The organism is Caballeronia terrestris (genome assembly GCF_001544515.1).
GTDB lineage: Bacteria > Pseudomonadota > Gammaproteobacteria > Burkholderiales > Burkholderiaceae > Caballeronia > Caballeronia terrestris.
The window spans coordinates 47,375-66,267 of sequence record NZ_FCOL02000002.1 but is presented as its reverse complement, the minus strand read 5'-3'; the positions used below and the strand labels follow the sequence as shown (position 1 = coordinate 66,267).

Below are 18,893 nucleotides of genomic sequence, written 5' to 3'. Positions count from 1 at the left end.
GCCGCTAGGGTGTACAAGTTTTACTCGTGAAGCGTGCGCATCGAGCGCGCGCAGCCAGGCTCTTCCTTATGGCGAACAACGCTTCGATGGTTGCCCCGACACTCGCGGAAACGGTGTATATCGTGCGGCTGCAAGGTCACGCACATTACGATTTCGTGCGCCTGAAGCGCGTCTTTCACGATCCCGGCTCACGTCATGAGGTCGTGCTCGTCGATGTGAAGAAGCTGCTCGAATGCGCCAATCGCGACGATACCGATTACGTGCTCAAAGCCGTCAACGACTGGCATGCGGGCAAGGTGAAAGGCATCCGCGAATTCCTCGATCCTGACAATCCGCGCGTGCCCGAAATGCCCCACGTGACGATCTCGGCGCGGCGGGGGCAGGGTCTGCTGGGTTTGCTCGGCGTGAATCGCGAGGGCGTGGTCGCGTTTCGCAATGGCCAGCATCGCGCGCGTTATCTCGCGCACGCGGGCGCGCTGTGCATGCCGGTGGAAGTGCACGAGCGCGAGGCGAACCTGCTGCGGCAGATGTGCGCGGCGGCGGGCGAGGCTTCGGCGGAGTACGGGGAGACGTAGAATAGAAGCGGAACGCGGGCGCGTTCCGCCGGTTTGCAGGGCTAATGCGTGGAGCGCTGGACGTGATGCGTCTGCTGTCCGTTGCCGCTCGACATCGGCATCATGCTGGGCACGTGCGTCAGTATCTCGTCCGGTCGCTCGATGCCGTTCTTCACCTGCGGCCCGAGCTTCTCCAGCGTGTAGTCGATGAAGAGGCGCGTTCCGCCGGTTTGCAGGGCTAATGCGTGGAGCGCTGGACGTGATGCGTCTGCTGTCCGTTGCCGCTCGACATCGGCATCATGCTGGGCACGTGCGTCAGTATCTCGTCCGGTCGCTCGATGCCGTTCTTCACCTGCGGCCCGAGCTTCTCCAGCGTGTAGTCGATGAAGAGGCGCGTCTTAGCGGGCAGGTACTGCCGGCCCGGATAGACGACGGACACCTTCATGTCCGGATCGTCGATGCTGTACTCCGGCAGCACGCGCACCAGCGTGCCTGCTTCGAGATCCGCGCTCACGATGCCTTCGGGCAGGATCGAGAAGCCCATGCCGGCGAGCGTCGCCAAGCGCACCATCAACGCGTTGTTCACGGTGTACACCGGCGCTAGCGTGACCTGGTCGGAGGCGCCGTGGCGATGGCGGAAATGCCACGTCGAGCTGCGAATCTCGTTTGGCAGGCCGACCGCCGGATAGCCTTGCAGCTCGGGCGGCGCGCCAGGCGTGCCGTGCTCGGCTAGGAAGGCCGGGGTCGCGACGGGGATCAGCGCGTTGGTGCCTACAGGCCGTTCCACGAGCGCCGTGCTGGACACCATGAACGCGGTCACGATGCCGACGTCGAAGCCGTCCTCGACGAGATCGACGTGGCGCTCGGCGAGCGTCAGGCGCACATTGACCTTCGGATAAAGCTTGCGAAAGCCGTCGATGAGCGGTGTCAGCGTCAACAGCGACAGCGAACTCGATGCAACGACACGCAGCGTTCCGCTCGGCTCGCCCTCGGTGTGGGCGAGAGCGGTTTCGAGATTATCGAGTTCTTCCAGCAGTGCCCGGCAGCCCTCCAGATAACGCGTGCCGGCTTCGGTTAAAGAAAAATTACGCGTGGTGCGGTTGATCAGGCGGGTGCGCAAATGCGCTTCCAGCATGGCAATGGATCGGGTCACCAGCGCATTGGAGACATCGAGCTGCTGGGCTGCACGCCGAAAGCTTTCCGTCTCGGAAACACGGACAAATACGCGCATTGCATGGATCTGATTCATGTTTGAGGCCCTCGGATATATGTGCAAATCGTGCTCTCAGGCACTGCCGCGCAAACTTCTTACTATTCGCGTCGGCATGGAAATAATATTGACACCCGGGTCAAATTACAATATTTAATTTTCGAGGGACATTATCAACTTTGGCTTGAAACGTGTTTGACATTTTTCTCGAAGTGCGCGGGGACACCCCTGTCAGTATTTGCGTTACTCGGCTGAACCAGCGAAATTGTTATTCTAAAAACCATTTTATGCGTTTAACAAATCATGAACGTGCTTGTTCGGTAAGGTGAACGTTAAAAACACGAGCGTGCACTTCAACGCGAGCGAGATAGCTGAAAAGCAGTGCTGTTACGTATTCGGCTCTGCGTCGCAGGATAACCGTCGAGCCGCGAAAACGCCCGACGGTCATTTTCAAGATGATTTTATTTATCGCGAGAGGGTGCCTCATAACATTAAACGATCATGTACGGATAAGTCGCCTTACGAATCTGCACCATTATGGAGACAAGCAATAACCTTACCGTCAATGACGTCGGTTCCGTTCACCACCGAGAATAAGTAATGCTTTGGCATCTGCTCGCGGCGCAGCCCGAAATCGCATTGTTTGCCAGCCTTGCCATCGGCTATTTATTCGGCTCCTTCAAAATCGGTCCGATTCAACTCGGCGGCGTGTGCGGAACGCTGATTGTCGCGCTTATACTCGGACAAAGCGGCGCCCGTATGTCCCCTGATTTAAAAAATATCGCTTTTGCCCTTTTCATTTTCGCCCTTCGCTTTACCGGCGGCCCGCAATTCTTCGCCAACATCGGCCGGGGCTGGCGTTACGGCTTCTTGTCCATCGTGGAAATGGTCGTCGTGATCGGGCTCGTGCTCGGGGCCGTGGCGCTGCTCAGGCTCGACCCCGGCACCGCGGCGGGCCTGCTCGCGGGCGCCGCGACGGAATCGGCGGTCGTCGGCACGGCGTCGGAAGCGATCGGCCGGCTGGGGCTTTCCGCTGCCGATACCGCGTGCCTGCAGGCGAACATCGTCACCGCCTACAGCGTGAGCTACCTGTCGGGCTCGTCACCATCGTGCTGTTCACGAGCCAGTTCGCGCCGCTCATCCTGCGCGTGAAGCTGCGCGAGGAAGCCGAACGCATCTGGCGCAAGCTGGGCGGCGACGGCGCGCTCGGCGAGGGGCAAAGCCTCGCCGCACAGCCGCTCGTCGGACGCGAGCTGAAGGTGACGGTCGCGGCGGGACAGAGCATTGGCGACATCGAAAAGCGTTACGGGCACAACGTCAGCGTGCAGCGCGTGATGCGCAGCCGCTCGGTGATCAAAGCGCAGCCAGCGGTCGTGCTCGGACGACCGCATTCTGATCGGCGGGCGGCGCGAAGCCGTGGTGCAGGCGATTCCGGAGATCGGCGAGGAAGTGTTCAGCGCCGATATCGCCGATGCCTACGCCGACAAGCTCGACGTCATGCTCACGCACCGCGGCGTGGACGGCCTGACCGTCGCGCAAGTGCGCGAGCGCGCGGCGCCCGCCGATGCGCGCGGCGTGTTCATCTCGACCGTCACGCGCCTCGACAGCACGATTCCGGCGCTGCCCGGCACGCAACTGCATCGCGGGGACGTGCTGACGCTCGTCGGCGCGCGCGACGACGTGGCGCGCGGCGCGGCGAAGCTCGGCTACGTCGTGCGCGCGACGCAGAAAACCGACTTCGTGTTCCTCGGGCTCGGCGCGCTGGTCGGGATCGCGTTCGGGCGGCTGAGCGCGCGCGTCGGCGGTATCGACGTGACGCTCGGGACCGGCGGCGGGTGTCTGCTCGCGGGGCTGCTGTTTGGCTGGATTCGTTCGCGCTATCCGCTGATCGGCTCGCTGCCTTCGGCCGCCGCGCAGATTCTGAAGGACTTCGGTCTTTGCACGTTCATCGCGGCGGTCGGGCTGTCGGCCGGCGCGGACGCGATCCGGCTGATCCGCGAATACGGCGTCGCGCTGCCGATCGCGGGCATCGTGATTACGCTCGGGCCGGCGCTCGTGTCGCTCGTGATCGGGCGGTGGCTGCTCAAGCTCGAAGTGCCGATGCTGCTCGGCGCGATTGCCGGGCAGCAGTGCAGCACGCCGGCGATCAGCGCACTCGTCGGGGTGACGGGCAACTCGACGCCCGTCATCGGTTACACGATTACTTATGCGCTTTCGAACGTGCTGCTGCCTCTAATGGGCCCGCTGATGGTGGGGCTGGCGAGCAAGATGGGCTGAACGGCCCTGCCGCACCTATGTTGCACGGGATCAAAGCAAGCGCATGGGGCCAGTGTAAGCGCTGAAACGCTGGCGGACAGCGCCAACTGGTCGACATATATCGAGGACCCGATGGACTGGCTACGCCAGATCTTCCAGAAGTCTCCCGAAGTCGCGCTGTTCCTCGCGCTCGCGATCTGCTATCTGATCGGCCAGATCAATTTCGGCAAGTTCCAGTTGGGCGGCGTCGGCGGGTCGCTGCTCGCGGCCGTCGTGATCAGCCAGGCGGGCGTGCAGATCGACAACGGCGTGAAATCCGTGATGTTCGCCGTCTTCATCTACGCGGTCGGCTACGACTCGGGCCCGCAGTTCTTCAACTCGCTCAACCGCAAGACGTTGCGCGAGATCGCGATGGCCGTGTTCCTTGCCGCGTCGGCGCTCATCACCGTGATCGTCTGCGCGCGCGTCTTCGGCTTGAACAAGGGCCTCGCGGCAGGGCTGGCGGGCGGCGCGCTCACGCAATCGGCGATCATCGGCACCGCGGGCGATGCGATCGCGCGCCTGGGTCTTCCGGCCGCCGAGACGAAGGCGTTGCAATCTGACGTCGCGTTCGCCTACGCCGTGACGTACGTGTTGGGCTCGCTCGGCGCGATCATCGTGTGCGTGAACATCTTGCCGAAGTTCATGGGCCAGAATCTGCGCGACGCGGCGCTCGAAGCGGAAAAGTCCCTCGCGGGCGCGTCTGGGCCTGGCGAGGGGCAGGTGTCCACGCTGCCGGTGCTCGTCGGCCGGGCCTTTCGCGTGCTCGGCGCGAAAGGGCGCACCGTCGCACAGGTCGAGACGGCCGAAGCCGATTTCATCACGATGGAGCGCATCCGCCGCGCGGGCAAGGCGATCGAGCCGCGTGCCGACCTGACGCTGGAAGCCGGCGATATCGTGCTCGTCGTCGGGCGGCACGAGGTGATGGTGGGCGCCGCGTCGCAGCTCGGCGAGGAAGTCGGCGACACCGACGGCATGAGTATCGTCATGCAGCGCCGCCAGGGCGTGTTCGCGCGCAAAGGCATGAACCATACGACGATCGCCGCCGTGCGCGCCACCGTCGATTGCGACTTGCGGCACGGCGTGTTCATCCACGAGATCCGGCGCGTCGACCGGCCGCTGCCGGTGCTGCCCGAGACCGAACTCCAGCACGGCGACGTGATCACCTTCTTCGGTTCGCCGCAGCACACGAAACGCGCCGTCGATGCCGCCGGCTACGAGCTGCCGTACACCAACAAGACGGATTTCATCTACATGGGCGTCGGCATCGTGCTGGGGCTCCTGATGGGGCTCGTCGTGGTCGATGTCGGCGGCGTTCCGCTTACGCTCGGCTCGGGCGGTGGATGCCTGCTGGCGGGGCTTCTGTTCGGCTGGATGCGCGGCAAGCATCCGATGTACGGCGTGATGCTGTCGGCGGCGTCGCAATTGCTGAAGGACTTCGGGCTCGCTGCGTTCGTCGCGGTCGTCGGGATCAGTTCGGGGCTGCAGGCGGTCGTCACGGTGCAGCAGAGCGGCATGACGATCTTCCTGCTCGGCGTGTTCGTCACGCTCTTTCCGCTGCTGCTGACGATGCTGTTCGGCCGCTACGTGCTCCGCTACGACAACGCGGCGATCCTCGCCGGCGCGCTCACCGGCTCGCGCAGCGCGAATCCCGCGTCCGGCGCCGTGCTCGACAAGGCCGGCAACGCTGTGCCGACGATTCCCTTCGCGATCACCTATGCGCTCGCCAATGTCCTGCTGACTCTGCTCGGGCCGCTCGTCGTCGGGCTGGTTTAGCGACTTGAGCGAACCAATGCGCCCCGTTGCGGCCGAAGTACGATAGCCGTTCAACGGAGGACTCACGATGACTCGATCGATTGAAACCGTCACCTTGCCCACCGGCGAGGCGATTCCGAAACTCGGGCAGGGCACCTGGGAAATGGGTGAGCGGCCCAACGCGCGGCAGGAAGAAATCGCGGCGCTGCGCGCGGGCGTCGAACTCGGCATGACGCTCATCGATACCGCCGAAATGTATGGCGACGGCGAAAGCGAGAAGCTGATCGCCGAGGCGCTGGGGTCCGTGCGCGACGACCTCTTTCTCGTCAGCAAGGTGTATCCGCACAACGGCACGGAACGCGGCGTGCAGGCGGCGTGCGAGCGCAGCCTGAAGCGCCTGAAAACCGACCGGATCGACCTGTACCTGCTGCACTGGCGTGGCGGCGAAGACCTGAAAGGCGCGGTGGCGGGCTTCGAAAAGCTCAAGCGCGACGGCAAGATCCGCCACTGGGGCGTGAGCAACTTCGACACCGACGACATGGAAGAACTCTTCGATCTCGCGAGCGGCGACGCCTGTGCGACGAATCAGGTTCTGTATAACGTCGTGCGCCGCGGACCGGAATTCGACCTGCTGCCGTGGCTGCGCGAACGCGGATTGCCCGCAATGGCGTACAGCCCCGTTGATCATGCGCGTCTGCCGAAGAAGAGCGTGCTCGATGACATCGCGGCGGCGCGCGGTGTATCGACGTTCCAGATTGCGCTCGCGTGGCTGATGCAACAGCCGCAGGTGTGCTCGATTCCGAAGGCGTCGAACGTGGCGCATCTGAAGCAAAATCGCGCGGCGGCGGAACTAGAACTATCCGTCGACGAACTCGCCAAAATCGACGCTCAATTCAAGCCGCCGAAAGCCAAACGTTCGCTCGAAATGCTCTAAATACCCACCATTTCGCGCTATGTCCTTTAGCGCACCGACGCGAATTTGCGTCGCGTGTCTGATGACGGTACGCGCCGAAAGTCTTCACGACGACCGTTGGCTTTCCGGCGCGAATACCGCCATGCAGACGCGCGCGGTAAGACCAAGGAGCGATCGATGCTGAACCGCCTGACTCGCGCAAGCACGCAACACAAAGGAACCACCGTAAGCGCGGATTTCGATCGGGATACAGCACGCCTGCGCGTCATCGAGAATGGCGCCGTGCTGTTCGAATGGTTTCCGCCGCACTCGTGGAGCATGATTTCGATGGCGGCCGGCACCAGCAAATGGGGCTTCCATCCGGGCGAAAAGGAACTGGTGGCGGTGCTGCGCGAAGTACTGTCGCGCCGTCCGTGGATCGAGACCGTCAAAACAAACTAGCCATGACACGCGCGTGTCACTCGGATGACAGCGCGCGCTTGCCTGCAATTCACCCTTGTCGATGTCCGTCGCCGGGGCCCGTGCGCCTTGGCGGCCGGTCGTCGCCATGCGGCGTGTCGTGGCGGCGATTGGTCGGCGGCTTGCCGGTGTCCGGCTGGATTGTCGAGATGGCGTGCTTGTAGACGACCTGCACGCCCGTCGGCGCGCGCAGGATCACGACATGCCGGTCGAACGATTCGATATAGCCGACCAAGCGGATGCCATTGACGAGAAATACGGCCACGCGCACGCGCTCTTCCCGGGCGGCGTTGAGCAGATCGTACTGAGGTTCGTCGGGTTTCTGAACCATTTGCGCTCACCTGTTTTGAATGTGTTGTTGTCGATGCCGTATCCGGCGAACGCCGTGGGCGCTGTCCGAAGCGGCGGCGCCGCCGGATAGGGTCCCTCTTCGCACGGGGCAATTCACCAGCCAATTACAAGAGGGTATCTCAATGCCGTGCGCGCGGCTTGCGCTACTCGTTCGAATTTCACATTCGGACCCGGCGATCACTCAAATGTTCACTTCGTTTTTGACTAAGCAATGCGTTGCGCGCGTTGCGCGACGGGCAAGCGCGCTCGTTCGAAGCATCGTTTCGTAAAACGTCAATCGCTGGTCTCGACGCGACCACTACACGTCTATAGTTTCATCGATACAAATCCCTGTCCAGCGTGTTTGCGCTGCCGCTATTCGTGTGAAGGATAGAAATCCGATGCTTCGACATGCGAATCGCGCGCTCCAACAAAAACGCTCGCCGAAGCGAGCGTTTTTGTCAGTCACAAGCAATCAAACCGTCGCCGGTCCGCCGACGCCGCGTCCGGTGCGCATATAAAGCGCGATCGACAGCGCCACCGCCAGCGCCGCCGCCAGCGCGGCGAACAGAAACACCGAGCCATAGCTGAACTCGCCCGCGAGATAGCCCGCGAGCGGCCCGGTCAGCCCGAGCGACAAATCGAGGAATACCGAATAAGCCGACAGCGCCGCGCCACGGCTCGCAGGCGGCACGAGACCGACTGCCTCGACGCCCAGCGCCGGGAACACGAGCGCGAAACCGAAGCCCGTCAGCGCGGCGCCGGCCAGCGCGAATGCGGGATCGGCGGAGAGCCACAGCATCAGCAAGCCCGCGCATTCGAACGCGAACGACACGATCGCCACGCGAAAACCGCCGTAGGTCTTGATCGTGTTCGCGAACAGCAGCCGCGCGCCGACGAACATCGTGCCGAAAACGGTGAGCGAGAGCGCTGCGTTCGGCCAGTTGTGCGCGGCGTAAAAGAGCGTGATGAAGGTCGCGATCGCGCCGAAGCCCGCCGAGCCGAGCGCGAGACCGATGCCGTGCGGCAGCACGCGGAAGAACACGCTGCGATACGACAGCCGCTCACCGTGCACGACCGGCACGGGCGCCATGCGCGTCGCGAGCCAGTAGCCGACGAGGCCGAGCCCGATCACGATAAACCCCAGCGCAGCGAAACCAATCGCGTTATAGATCGCGACGCCGAGCGGCGCGCCGATCGCGAGCGCGCCATAGGTGGCGATGCCGTTCCACGAAATTACCTTCGCGTTATTCGATACCCCGACGCGCCCGATGCCCCACGTGATCGATCCCGTACCGACCCAGCTCTCGCCGAAGCCGAGCACGAGCCGCCCGACGATCAGGAGCACGAGACTGACCGCGTGCCACTGCGCCGCGAGCGCTGACCCGAGCAGGAATACGCCGCTCACAGCGCACGCCGTGAGACCGTAGAGCACCGTCTTCTTCGGCCCGAGCGTGTCAGCGGTACGGCCCGCGAGCGGACGCGAGGCGAGCGTCGCGAAGTACTGGACGCTGATCGCCGCGCCCGCCACCACCGATCCGTAGCCGAGGTCCGTATGCACGAAACCCGGCAGCACCGCGAGCGGGATGCCGATGGTCAGATAGCAGAGGAAGGTGAAGACGACGACGGACACGATGCGTCCGGTGAGGGCGAGGTCGCTGGGACGCGTGGCGGAAGAGTCGGTGGGCATAGGGTAACTGCGGGGTTGAATTCGGCCGGGAGTCATGATTCTCCCATATGTTGCGGTGCAGCGTCCGTCGGATTTTGTAACCAGATAGACCAAAACAGGTGTTTGCGCGTATTGGAGACCGGTCGCAAACGCTTGATGCACAAGGATTTGCGGGCATATTGGGACAGGAGTATGTCGTTCATCCTGTGCCGCCTATGGGTTGTGGTTTTTGTCGATGATAGTTTTCGGACCATCGCCACAGGCTGCACAAGCCCTGCGCAACCAGCCAGATTCAGTCAATAACGCCCCCGCGAGAGACACGATATGAGCCAGCCGATCCGCTTCTACCACCGCAACGTGATCCGCGAAGTAAGCAACGCGTCCACGACCCGCACCGTCCTGCAGTATCTGCGCGAGGACGTGCGCTGCACCGGCACGAAGGAAGGCTGCGCGGAAGGCGACTGCGGCGCGTGTACGGTCGTGATCGGCGAGTCGGATGCGGCGGGCGGCGTCGCGTTCAAGGCGGTGAACGCGTGTATCCAGTTCCTGCCGACGCTCGACGGGAAGGCGCTTTTTACCGTCGAGGATTTGCGTCAACCCGACGGATCGTTGCATCCGGTGCAACAGGCGCTCGTCGAGTGCCATGGATCGCAGTGCGGCTTCTGCACACCGGGCTTCGTGATGTCGATGTGGTCGCTGTATGAAAAGCACGGCCATGCGACGAACGCAAAACAATGCGCGCACAAAACGGCTCCGTCGCGCGAGGAAATCAGCAACGCGCTGACCGGCAACCTGTGCCGCTGCACCGGCTACAAGCCGATCGTCGATGCCGCCGAGCAGATGTTCACGACACCCGGCCCGAAGGCGCCGGTCGATGTCGAAGCCCTGGCGCGCACGCTCGCCTCGCTCAAACGCGACGACACCTTCCACTACGAACACGCCGGCCATCGCTTCGATGCGCCGCGCACGGTCGAAGCGCTCGCGCAACTGAAGGCCGAGCGGCCGACAACGCGCATCCTCGCGGGCAGCACCGACGTGGGCCTCTGGGTGACGAAGCAGATGCGCGATCTGGGCGACATCGTCTACGTAGGCCAGATCGCCGAGTTGCAGCGTTGCGAAACGTCGGACGAATGGATCGAGATAGGTGCGGGCGTCACGGTCGAGCGCGCGTATGCGGAGCTCGCGAAGCAGTATCCGGAGCTGACCGAGATGTGGCAGCGCTTTGCATCGTTGCCGATCCGCAACGCAGGCACGATCGGCGGAAACGTCGCGAACGGCTCGCCGATCGGCGATTCGATGCCCGGCCTGATCGCACTGGGCGCGCGCGTCGTGTTGCATGGCGCGGACGGCGAGCGCGAAATGCCGCTCGAAGACCTCTACCTCGCGTATCAGAAGAAAGACATGGCCGAGCACGAATTCGTCGAGGGCCTGAAGGTGCCGACGCGCACCGGCGCCCGTGCGAAGCTGCAATTTCGCACCTACAAACTCTCGAAGCGCTTCGATTCCGACATTTCCGCTGTCTGCGCCGCGTTTTCGTTCATCGCGGACGGCGACATGATCCGCGAGCCGCGCATCGCGTTCGGCGGGATGGCCGCGACGCCCAAGCGCGCCGCGCACGCCGAAGCCGTGCTCGACGACGCACTGTGGCACGAAGCCACGGCCCAGGCCGCGATGCTCGCGCTGGGCAAGGACTACGCGCCGCTCACCGACATGCGCGCGAGCAGCAACTACCGCCTCGACACCGCGAAGAGCCTGATGTATCGCTTCTGGCTGGAGACACGTCCGCATGACCCGCTGCCGAAGCACGCGCTCGATGTCCGCGCCATTCAGCTTGTCGAAGTGCAGTAAGAGGAGACCAACAACATGAACCAGCAAGCCGAAGCCTTCATCACCGACGCGCAGTCGCTCGCCACCGAAATCGACGCGTTCAAGCAGGTCCACGTATCGCGCGCGCATGAATCGGCGCATTTGCACGTCAGCGGCCGCGCCAGCTACACCGACGACATCCCAGTCGTCGCGGGCACGCTGCACGCCGCGCTCGGCTTGAGCACGAAAGCGCACGCGAAGATCGTGTCGATGCAGTTCGACGCCGTGCGCGCGACGCCGGGCGTGGTCGCCGTCTTCACCGCCGAGGACATTCCCGGCGTCAACGACTGCGGCCCGGTCATCCACGACGATCCGGTGCTCGCCGACGGCATCGTGCAGTTCGTCGGGCAGCCGATGTTCATCGTCGTCGCTACCTCGCCCGATGCCGCCAGGCTCGCCGCTCGTCGTGCGCAGATCGAATTCGAGGACCTGCCCGCCGTGCTGACCGCGCAGGACGCGCGCAAAGCGGAATCGTATGTGCTGAAGCCGCTCAAGCTCTCGCGCGGCGACGCCGCCGGCAAGATGGCGCACGCCGCGCACCACGAGCGCGGCGAAATGCTGCTCGGCGGCCAGGAGCAGTTCTATCTCGAAGGCCAGATCGCCTACGCCGTGCCTAAGGACGACGACGGCATGCACGTCTACTGCTCGACGCAGCATCCGACCGAAATGCAGCATCTCGTCGCGCACGTGTTGAACGTGGCGTCGCATAACGTGCTGGTCGAGTGCCGCCGGGTGGGCGGCGGCTTCGGCGGGAAGGAATCGCAGTCGGGCATCTTCGCGTGCTGCGCCGCGCTCGCCGCGTGGAAGCTCCTGTGCCCGGTCAAGCTGCGCCCCGACCGCGACGACGACATGATGATCACCGGCAAGCGCCACGATTTCCACTTCGCATACGAAGTCGGCTATCGGGACGACGGCGTGATCGAAGGCGTCTCGGTCGACATGACTTCGCGCTGCGGCTTTTCCGCCGACTTGTCGGGCCCCGTGATGACGCGCGCCGTCTGCCACTTCGACAACGCGTACTGGCTGCCCGACGTGCATATCGAAGGCTATTGCGGGAAGACCAACACGCAGTCGAATACCGCGTTTCGCGGCTTCGGCGGGCCGCAGGGCGCGTTCGGCATCGAATATATCGTCGATAACGTCGCGCGCTCGCTCGGCATGGATTCGCTCGACGTGCGTCTCAATAATCTCTACGGCAAGACGGAGAACAACCGCACGCCGTACGGCCAGACGGTCGAGGACAACGTCCTGCCTGAACTGCTCGCTGAACTCGCCGAGACGAGCGAATACCGCCGCCGCCGCGAGGCCGTGCGCGAATTCAACTCGAAGAACGAGATCCTCAAAAAGGGCCTCGCGCTCACGCCGGTCAAGTTCGGCATCGCGTTCAACGTGCAGCACTTCAACCAGGCGGGCGCGCTCGTCCACATCTACACCGACGGCTCGATCCTCGCGAACCACGGCGGCACCGAAATGGGGCAGGGTCTGAACACGAAGGTCGCGCAGGTGGTCGCGCATGAACTCGGCATCAACTTCGAGCGCGTGCGCGTGACGGCGACCGATACGAGCAAGGTCGCGAACACGTCGGCAACGGCGGCATCGACGGGAACCGACCTCAACGGCAAGGCCGCGCAGGACGCCGCCCGCCAGTTGCGCGAACGGCTCGCTAAATTCGCCGCCGAGAAGTTCGGCGCGGGCGAGGTGACGGCGGCGCAAGTGCGTTTCTCGAGCGACCGCGTGATCGTCGGCGACGATGCGATTCCGTTCGGCGAAGTCGTCGCGAAGGCGTATCTGGCGCGCGTGCAGCTCTGGTCCGACGGCTTCTACGCGACGCCCAAGCTCTACTGGGATCAGGCGACGCTGCAGGGGCGGCCGTTCTATTACTACTCGTACGGCGCGGCGGTATCGGAAGTCGTGATCGATACGCTCACCGGCGAGATGCGCGTGCTGCGCGCGGACGCGTTGCACGACGTCGGTGACTCGCTCAATCCCGCGCTCGACAAGGGCCAGGTGGAAGGCGCGTTCGTGCAGGGCATGGGCTGGCTCACGACCGAGGAACTGTGGTGGAACGCGGGCGGCAAGCTGATGACGCATGCTCCCTCGACCTACAAGATTCCGACCGTCAACGACACGCCCGCCGACTTCCGCGTGAACCTGTTCAAGAATCGCAACGTCGAGGACAGCATCCACAAGTCGAAGGCCGTCGGCGAGCCGCCGCTGCTGTTGCCGTTCTCGGTGTTCTTCGCGATCCGCGATGCGGTCGCGGCTGTCGGCGATTACAAGGTGAATCCGCCGCTGAACGCGCCGGCCACCGCCGAGGAAATCCTGAGGGCGGTCAACGCGGTGAGGAGCGCACGGTCATGATGCACGTCGTGCTGTTCGGCGCGGGACACGTGGGCCACGCGCTCGTGAAGGTGCTCGGCACGTTGCCCTGCGTCGTGCAATGGGTCGATGCGCGCGACGAATTGTTCCCCGACGAAGTGCCCGCGAACGTGCAGATCGAGCCGACCGACCTGCCCGACGCGATCGTCGACGAAGCGCCGCCGGGCGCGTATTTCCTCGTGATGACGCATGACCATTCGCTCGATTTTTCGCTTGCGCAGCGCATCATGCGGCGCAACGACTTCACGTATTTCGGCATGATCGGCTCGAAGACGAAGCGCGTGAAGTTCGAGCGCCGTCTGATGGATCGCGGCGTCGCCGAGGAAAGACTCACCGAGATGACATGCCCGATCGGCGTGGAAGGCATCGTCGACAAGGCGCCGCCGTCGATTGCGCTTGCGGTCACGGCGCAGTTGCTGCGCGTGCAATGCACGGTGGAGGCGGCGGCGCGCGTAACGGCATAAAGGGGCTGGCGGCTTCCGACTTGGCTTAGAATCCACACCCACCTGGATTCCTAACGTTCACATGACGAAAGCCCGAACCGAACCGGATACCTTTGCCACCGTCTGCGCCGCGCTCGGCGACACGCCCGAAGAGGCGGCCAACCTGCAGGCGCGCGCCTTCCTGATCCGGCAACTCGCGGAGATCGTCGCGGGCAGCGGATGGACGCAGGCCGAAGCGGCCCGCCGCTGCGGCGTCACGCAGCCGCGCATCACCGACTTGCTGCAAGGCCGCGTCGCGCGTTTTTCGCTCGACGCGCTGGTCAATATCGCCACCGCGCTCGGCCGGCGCGTTCATATCGAACTGGTCGCCGCCTAGCCTAGCCCGCCACGGCGCCGGCTTTTTTCCCCGTCATCTTCTCCGATACCTCCGCCAACAGGCCGCGCAGCCACGCGACATCAGTCGGCTGGTCGGGCTGCGGCAGCGAAAGCTGGTAGCACTTGATGCGCGGAAACGGCACGGGCGATTCCAGCACGGCGAGCGGCAGGATCTCGGCATAGTGCTGCGCGAAGCGGCGCGGGGCCGTGAAAATCAGGTCCGATTGCATCAGCACCTGCGGCACGAGCCCGAAGTAGGGAATCGTCGCGACGACGCGCCGATGTACGCCCGCGCGCTCCAGCCCGATATCGATCGGATGGCGTTTCGCGCCGCTGTAGGGCGTCGGCGCGAGATGCGCGGCCATTGCGTAGCGCTCGACCGTCAGCGGCTCGCGGGCGAGCGGGTGATCGGCGCGCATCAGGCAGACGAATACGTCGGTGAAAAGATCCTGGCGCGCGAAACGCGCTTCCGGCTTCGTCCAGTTCGCGACGACCAGATCGATTTCGCCTTCGTCGAGCGCGCGTTCGTGATCGCGCATTGGATTGAGCGACTCGATTTCCAGCCGCGCGTGCGGCGCCGCCTCGCGAAACGCGCCGATGAGCGTCGGCATGAAGAAATCGTTCAGGTAATCGGGCGCGGAAAGACGGAACGTGCGGCGCGAACTGGCGGCATCGAAATCGCCGTGCGGCGTCGCGACGAATTCTACCTCGCGCAAGGCGCGCTGCGCGGGCGCGAGCAGCGATTCGCCGTATTCCGTCGGCACCATGCCCTGTTTGCCGCGCACGAGGATCGGATCGTTCAGGATTTCGCGCAGGCGCCTCAGCGCGGTGCTGATCGCCGGCTGCGTCTGGTTGAGGCGCTGCGCGGTTTGCGTCACGCTGCGTTCGAGCAGCAAGGTGCGCAAGACGCGGATTAGCCAGATGTCGAGGGAGTCGGCGATTTCGTTCATGAACGGCGGATTCGATGCAGGGGCGGACGGAGGCGGGGATATGTGAAGTTATGCCGATCCGGCCCGCAAAGCCATAGCGTGCGCGCTATGCATGGCATAGGCGGACGGGGTATTCGCTGGCGCTTGGGGTGGGGTTGTTGTTTACACGGTTTGATGCGCATGTGCTCCCATGAAACTTGCTTTTATATCGGATTATTGGCTCTGCCCCGGACAGGGGAAGGGGCTAATAGACTAAAAAGAAAGCAAGTTCCATAGAAGCCTAAGCAGATCAATCGGCGTTCAACAAACCCACCTCAGGCGCCAGCGACTAACTAAAATCCGCGTCCGACGGCGCCATGGGCAGGCTGCTGATGCGCTTCACTTCCGTGCCGTCGAGCCAGTGCGGCGAGCGCGCGACGTAGAGCACCATCGGCAGGGTATCTTCGCCCCAGAAGATCTGGTCGTTGACGACGAAGGTCGGCACGCCGAACACGCCGAGCGACACGGCGAGATCGTTATTCGCGCGCAGCTTCGCCTTCGTTTCCTCCTGCTCGATCAGCCGCGCGCCATCCGCCGCGCCAATGCGCTCGCACAGGTCGCGAAAACCCTCAGGCGTCGACGGATCGCGGCCGTCGCGCCAGATGAAGCGAAAAATATCGCGCACGGTCGTGATGTCGCTCCCGGCCGCGACCGCTAGACGTAGCGCCTTGCCCGGATCGAACGGATGCGACGGCGGCATCTTGAACGGAATGCCCAACTGCTCGGCGCGAAAAAGCGCGTGCCGATAGGTGAAGACGCGCTTCGACGGAATGGTCGCGGCGTGCGGCTGGCCCCAGCGGTCGAGCAGCTTGTACAGTTCGACGGGCGTGAATTCGAACGGGATCGCCGGCCATTTTTCGTGCTGTTCGAGCAGCAGGTAGGAAAACGGCGAAATGAAATCGAAGAAAAAATACGACTGGCCGGGACCGGCGGAACGCGTGGCGCTCATGTTTGTTCTCCCTGACGCTTAAGGCTAGCGCGCTGTTATTCGATCTGCTCGTTTCTATATTAAGTGTTGCGTCACGCGGTGTCTGCCCGCGACGTCACGCCGTCCGTATCCGGCGCTGGCCGAGCCTCCTTCGCCGATGCCGGCGCCGCATGCGCCTCGCGCGCTACCGCCTGCGCGTTCGTCAGCCGCTGCCGCACGAAGCCGATGTGCTCGCGCAGCACGTAGAACTGGTCGGCGAACGCGAGCGGCATTTTCATGCGGTTGACGGCGTTTTCGATCGCATCGACGCGGTCGATTAGCGCCTCGCGCTGCGCCGGGTCGGGATCGCTCATGGCTTCGCGTTCGATTGCAATCAGCGCGCCATACCAGCGGTAGATGCGCGATTTCACCCGCCAGCGATACAGCCCCGGCACGAGCCGCAAGCCCGGAATCAGCACGACGATGATCGGCACCAGCAGCACGATCACGCGATCGGCCAGGCTCGCGAGCCAGAACGGCAGCGTGCGGTACAGAAAGCTCTTACCCGATTTGTAATAACGCTCGGCATCGTCGCTGATGCGGAATTCGTGGACGAGCGGCGCCGGGAACTCGTTCGCGCGCTGCATCAGGTTCGCGCGGCCGTGCACTTCGCGCGCGGCTTCGATCAGCAGGTCGGAGAGCGCCGGGTGCAGGCCGTCGCGCGCGATCAGCTCGGCCGTCGGCGCGACCATTTGGACCGGGCGCGGCGGCAGGTTTTTCGCAAAATCGAAGGCGCCCATCGGCAGTTCGATCACGTTCAGGTACGGAAAGCGCCGTGAGTAGGCGTCGGCCTGCGTGAAGTCAAAAAAGCGCACGCCGGGCGTCCGGTTAAGCTTGCCCATCGTCGGCGGCTGGGCGGAATCGCCGGTGAGGAAGACCGCGTCGACCTCGCCTTTCACGAGCGCTTCCGCCGCTTCGTCGCCGCCGAGCGGCAAAAGCTCAGTGTCGCCGCCGGGCTCGATGCCGTTCGCCTTCAGCAGCGCGAGTGCGAGCGCGCGCGTGCCGCTGCCTTCGGCGCTGATCGCGAGCCGCTTGCCCTCGAGTTCGGAGAGGCGCGTGACCGGCGCGCCGTGGTAGAAGATCGCGAGCGGCACGTACGACACGCTGCCGAGCGACATCAGATTGTCATGCGTCGTGCCCGGCCCGCTGATGCCGCCCTGCACGAAGCCGACGTCCGCCTTCGATTTTGCGTCGCTCAGGCGGCGCAGGTTGTCGAGCGAGCCTTGCGTCTCCAGCACGTTCAGCGTGACGCCGTTGCGCGCGAGGATCGCCTTGTATTTCTGCGCGCTGTTCCAGAACGAACTGCCTTTTGTGCCGGCGGCGATCGTCAGCGTGCTCGGCGGCGCGGGCTGGATCAGGCGCACAGCCAGGTAGATCGCGGCCGCGCTCACGAGGAGGATCGGCACGAAGGTCAGGGCCAGGTCGCGCCACGAGATCGCGACGAAGCGCGCGACGATGCGCGGCGGCCTGAGGCGCGCATCGCGTCCGGCGCGGGGTTCCTTGTCGGGGCCGGTCCCGGGTCCTTGGTTGGGCACTGGTGGCTGGGTCATCTCGTCGTCGGTGGTCGGGAGGCGGGAAGCGAGAAGCGGGATCAGGCGGGCGCCCGGCAGGCCGCCTCCCCGCCGTCAGCGATTCGGCAGCAAGTGACTCGTTCGGATCGCAACTTCCTTCTCCGGCGCGCAACACCGCCGAAGATGCTGCGACGCAAAACGCCGTCGAGCTTCAGCACAGCGACGCCAAACCGGCGCTCGGCAAGCGTCGTCGAGCGGCACCGGCTGCCATTTTCCGACGATGGTACATGAGATCGAATCGGCACCGGACCGCAGCGACGGGCGGGAGCGGGCAGCTACCAGGCAGGGCGGCGTGACAATCGCGTGTCATGGCGGGGGTTGCGCGGGGGCGTCGCCGTCACTTAAAAGCTTTGCGCTTCTGGGCGTGCTGGATTAAATTGACGTTCGCCGCCGTGCACCTGCACACGCGTTCGTCCGGCCCGCAATGTGGGTCGATGCGTACGCGGCGCGCAGGTCGCGCGCGTCAGGACGGAAAGCGGCGGGCTGACAAGCAGTCCGGCAGCCGCCGCGCAGTACCCCAAATTTGAGCCGCCGGGCCACGCCCGCAACCGGCCGAGCATTCGATTGATTCGCCAGCCTCTCGCTGCATCGTGTTGCCACATCCGCCGGCTCGCCGGCCGTCATGCATGCGCGCGGGCCGCGCCATGTCCGCGGCCTTCGTGTTCCGCATGATGTCGTAGCAAGCCGCCAGAAAGATGCGGTCCCATCCGAAGTAGCAACTGTGCGAAGTCATAAGCGAAGCAAAAGGAGAAATCATGAAAGCTGTCGATATGTTGAAGGCGCTGGGTGTGGTGTTGTGCGTAGCCGTGGCCTCAAGCGCGTATGCCCAGTCGAGCGATGCCATGGCGACCACCGACTCCGCGGCCACCGCCAAGGCCGAGAAGAGCGCGACCAAGAAGACCGACCGCAAGCTGGGCAACGACGTTCGCAAGGCGTTGTCCAAGGCGCAGGGGTTTGACGTGTCGAACGTGTTCGTGAAGGCGCGCAACGGTGCCGTGACCTTGACGGGCTCCGTGCCGGACGGCAGCCAGATCTCCCAGGCCGAGGAAGTCGCGAAGGGCGTGGCCGGCGTCAAATCCGTGTCGAACAAGATCACGCTCGGCACGCAGGGCGGAGGGGGCTGAGTCGAGCAAGACGTG

At 64.2% G+C, this 18,893-nt stretch carries 15 protein-coding genes and 1 pseudogene; 10 read left to right on the top strand and 6 right to left on the bottom strand.

Features of this window, described 5'->3' with window-relative positions; all coding sequences use genetic code 11:
• Positions 1 to 68: 68 nt before the first annotated feature.
• Positions 69 to 575 (top strand): plasmid fertility inhibition factor family protein, encoded by a 507-nt coding sequence (locus AWB67_RS02090; RefSeq protein WP_087654589.1) that lies wholly within the window; start codon positions 69 to 71, stop codon positions 573 to 575.
• 217 nt (positions 576 to 792) lie between these two features.
• Here AWB67_RS02090 and AWB67_RS02085 read toward each other — a convergent pair whose 3' ends face one another.
• Positions 793 to 1,803, bottom strand: coding sequence for a LysR family transcriptional regulator (locus tag AWB67_RS02085; protein WP_087654588.1), 1,011 nt, complete (start codon positions 1,801 to 1,803; stop codon positions 793 to 795).
• Between the two features lie 561 nt (positions 1,804 to 2,364).
• Between AWB67_RS02085 and aspT (AWB67_RS02080) the strand changes: the two are divergent.
• The 4 genes and pseudogenes from aspT (AWB67_RS02080) (at position 2,365) to AWB67_RS02065 (ending at position 7,168) form a co-directional block, all read left to right on the top strand.
• Positions 2,365 to 4,041, top strand: a pseudogene (gene aspT, locus AWB67_RS02080) (aspartate-alanine antiporter).
• Between the two features lie 111 nt (positions 4,042 to 4,152).
• Positions 4,153 to 5,835: an aspartate-alanine antiporter gene (aspT, locus tag AWB67_RS02075; RefSeq protein ID WP_087654587.1), complete on the top strand. Its 1,683-nt coding sequence runs from the start codon at positions 4,153 to 4,155 to the stop codon at positions 5,833 to 5,835.
• Between the two features lie 67 nt (positions 5,836 to 5,902).
• Positions 5,903 to 6,748 (top strand): aldo/keto reductase, encoded by an 846-nt coding sequence (locus AWB67_RS02070; protein WP_087654586.1) that lies wholly within the window; start codon positions 5,903 to 5,905, stop codon positions 6,746 to 6,748.
• A 156-nt stretch (positions 6,749 to 6,904) separates the two neighbouring features.
• Positions 6,905 to 7,168 (top strand): hypothetical protein, encoded by a 264-nt coding sequence (locus tag AWB67_RS02065; protein WP_087654585.1) that lies wholly within the window; start codon positions 6,905 to 6,907, stop codon positions 7,166 to 7,168.
• A 49-nt stretch (positions 7,169 to 7,217) separates the two neighbouring features.
• On the opposite strand, the gene hfq is transcribed toward AWB67_RS02065, so the two are convergent.
• Both hfq and AWB67_RS02055 read right to left on the bottom strand, forming a co-directional pair.
• Positions 7,218 to 7,517: an RNA chaperone Hfq gene (gene hfq, locus AWB67_RS02060; RefSeq protein ID WP_087654584.1), complete on the bottom strand. Its 300-nt coding sequence runs from the start codon at positions 7,515 to 7,517 to the stop codon at positions 7,218 to 7,220.
• A 474-nt stretch (positions 7,518 to 7,991) separates the two neighbouring features.
• Positions 7,992 to 9,206, bottom strand: coding sequence for an MFS transporter (locus AWB67_RS02055; RefSeq protein ID WP_087654583.1), 1,215 nt, complete (start codon positions 9,204 to 9,206; stop codon positions 7,992 to 7,994).
• Between the two features lie 303 nt (positions 9,207 to 9,509).
• On the opposite strand from AWB67_RS02055, the gene xdhA reads away from it, so the two are divergent.
• The 4 genes from xdhA (at position 9,510) to AWB67_RS02035 (ending at position 14,249) form a co-directional block, all read left to right on the top strand.
• Positions 9,510 to 11,033, top strand: coding sequence for a xanthine dehydrogenase small subunit (gene xdhA, locus AWB67_RS02050; RefSeq protein ID WP_087654582.1), 1,524 nt, complete (start codon positions 9,510 to 9,512; stop codon positions 11,031 to 11,033).
• Positions 11,034 to 11,048: 15 nt separating this feature from the next.
• Complete coding sequence (gene xdhB, locus AWB67_RS02045) at positions 11,049 to 13,412, top strand: xanthine dehydrogenase molybdopterin binding subunit (protein ID WP_087654581.1); 2,364 nt, start codon at positions 11,049 to 11,051, stop codon at positions 13,410 to 13,412.
• On the top strand, positions 13,409 to 13,894 hold the full coding sequence (gene xdhC, locus AWB67_RS02040) for a xanthine dehydrogenase accessory protein XdhC (protein WP_087654580.1): 486 nt from the start codon (positions 13,409 to 13,411) through the stop codon (positions 13,892 to 13,894). Before xdhB ends, xdhC begins: the two co-directional genes overlap by 4 nt.
• 61 nt (positions 13,895 to 13,955) lie before the next feature.
• Positions 13,956 to 14,249, top strand: coding sequence for a helix-turn-helix domain-containing protein (locus tag AWB67_RS02035; RefSeq protein ID WP_087654579.1), 294 nt, complete (start codon positions 13,956 to 13,958; stop codon positions 14,247 to 14,249).
• 1 nt (position 14,250) lies between these two features.
• Here the strand turns inward: AWB67_RS02035 and AWB67_RS02030 are convergent, their stop codons facing one another.
• The 3 genes from AWB67_RS02030 to AWB67_RS02020 all read right to left on the bottom strand — a co-directional run bounded on the left by AWB67_RS02030 (position 14,251) and on the right by AWB67_RS02020 (position 17,733).
• The gene (locus AWB67_RS02030; RefSeq protein WP_087654578.1) at positions 14,251 to 15,198 is read right to left on the bottom strand and encodes a LysR family transcriptional regulator; all 948 of its coding nucleotides are present in this window, start codon (positions 15,196 to 15,198) and stop codon (positions 14,251 to 14,253) included.
• 307 nt (positions 15,199 to 15,505) lie between these two features.
• Positions 15,506 to 16,165 carry a 2-hydroxychromene-2-carboxylate isomerase gene (locus AWB67_RS02025; protein ID WP_087654577.1) on the bottom strand — a complete coding sequence of 220 codons (660 nt, stop codon included), beginning with the start codon at positions 16,163 to 16,165 and terminating at the stop codon, positions 15,506 to 15,508.
• A 71-nt stretch (positions 16,166 to 16,236) separates the two neighbouring features.
• A complete protein-coding gene (locus AWB67_RS02020; protein ID WP_087654576.1) occupies positions 16,237 to 17,733 on the bottom strand; it encodes a TAXI family TRAP transporter solute-binding subunit in 1,497 nt (498 codons plus the stop codon).
• A 776-nt stretch (positions 17,734 to 18,509) separates the two neighbouring features.
• On the opposite strand from AWB67_RS02020, the gene AWB67_RS02015 reads away from it, so the two are divergent.
• Positions 18,510 to 18,878, top strand: a complete 369-nt coding sequence (locus tag AWB67_RS02015) for a BON domain-containing protein (RefSeq protein WP_087654575.1) — start codon at positions 18,510 to 18,512, stop codon at positions 18,876 to 18,878.
• Positions 18,879 to 18,893: the final 15 nt, after the last annotated feature.

Excerpts from the sequence above, each read along its gene's own strand:
- xdhB (WP_087654581.1), top strand. The coding sequence starts at position 11,049 with ATGAACCAGCAAGCCGAAGCCTTCATCACCGACGCGCAGTCGCTCGCC.
- AWB67_RS02035 (WP_087654579.1), top strand. The coding sequence starts at position 13,956 with ATGACGAAAGCCCGAACCGAACCGGATACCTTTGCCACCGTCTGCGCC.
- AWB67_RS02070 (WP_087654586.1), top strand. The coding sequence starts at position 5,903 with ATGACTCGATCGATTGAAACCGTCACCTTGCCCACCGGCGAGGCGATT.
- hfq (WP_087654584.1), bottom strand. The coding sequence starts at position 7,517 with ATGGTTCAGAAACCCGACGAACCTCAGTACGATCTGCTCAACGCCGCC.
- aspT (WP_087654587.1), top strand. The coding sequence starts at position 4,153 with ATGGACTGGCTACGCCAGATCTTCCAGAAGTCTCCCGAAGTCGCGCTG.
- AWB67_RS02020 (WP_087654576.1), bottom strand. The coding sequence starts at position 17,733 with ATGACCCAGCCACCAGTGCCCAACCAAGGACCCGGGACCGGCCCCGAC.
- AWB67_RS02065 (WP_087654585.1), top strand. The coding sequence starts at position 6,905 with ATGCTGAACCGCCTGACTCGCGCAAGCACGCAACACAAAGGAACCACC.
- xdhA (WP_087654582.1), top strand. The coding sequence starts at position 9,510 with ATGAGCCAGCCGATCCGCTTCTACCACCGCAACGTGATCCGCGAAGTA.
- AWB67_RS02030 (WP_087654578.1), bottom strand. The coding sequence starts at position 15,198 with ATGAACGAAATCGCCGACTCCCTCGACATCTGGCTAATCCGCGTCTTG.
- xdhC (WP_087654580.1), top strand. The coding sequence starts at position 13,409 with ATGATGCACGTCGTGCTGTTCGGCGCGGGACACGTGGGCCACGCGCTC.
- AWB67_RS02090 (WP_087654589.1), top strand. The coding sequence starts at position 69 with ATGGCGAACAACGCTTCGATGGTTGCCCCGACACTCGCGGAAACGGTG.
- AWB67_RS02025 (WP_087654577.1), bottom strand. The coding sequence starts at position 16,165 with ATGAGCGCCACGCGTTCCGCCGGTCCCGGCCAGTCGTATTTTTTCTTC.
- AWB67_RS02055 (WP_087654583.1), bottom strand. The coding sequence starts at position 9,206 with ATGCCCACCGACTCTTCCGCCACGCGTCCCAGCGACCTCGCCCTCACC.
- AWB67_RS02085 (WP_087654588.1), bottom strand. The coding sequence starts at position 1,803 with ATGAATCAGATCCATGCAATGCGCGTATTTGTCCGTGTTTCCGAGACG.
- AWB67_RS02015 (WP_087654575.1), top strand. The coding sequence starts at position 18,510 with ATGAAAGCTGTCGATATGTTGAAGGCGCTGGGTGTGGTGTTGTGCGTA.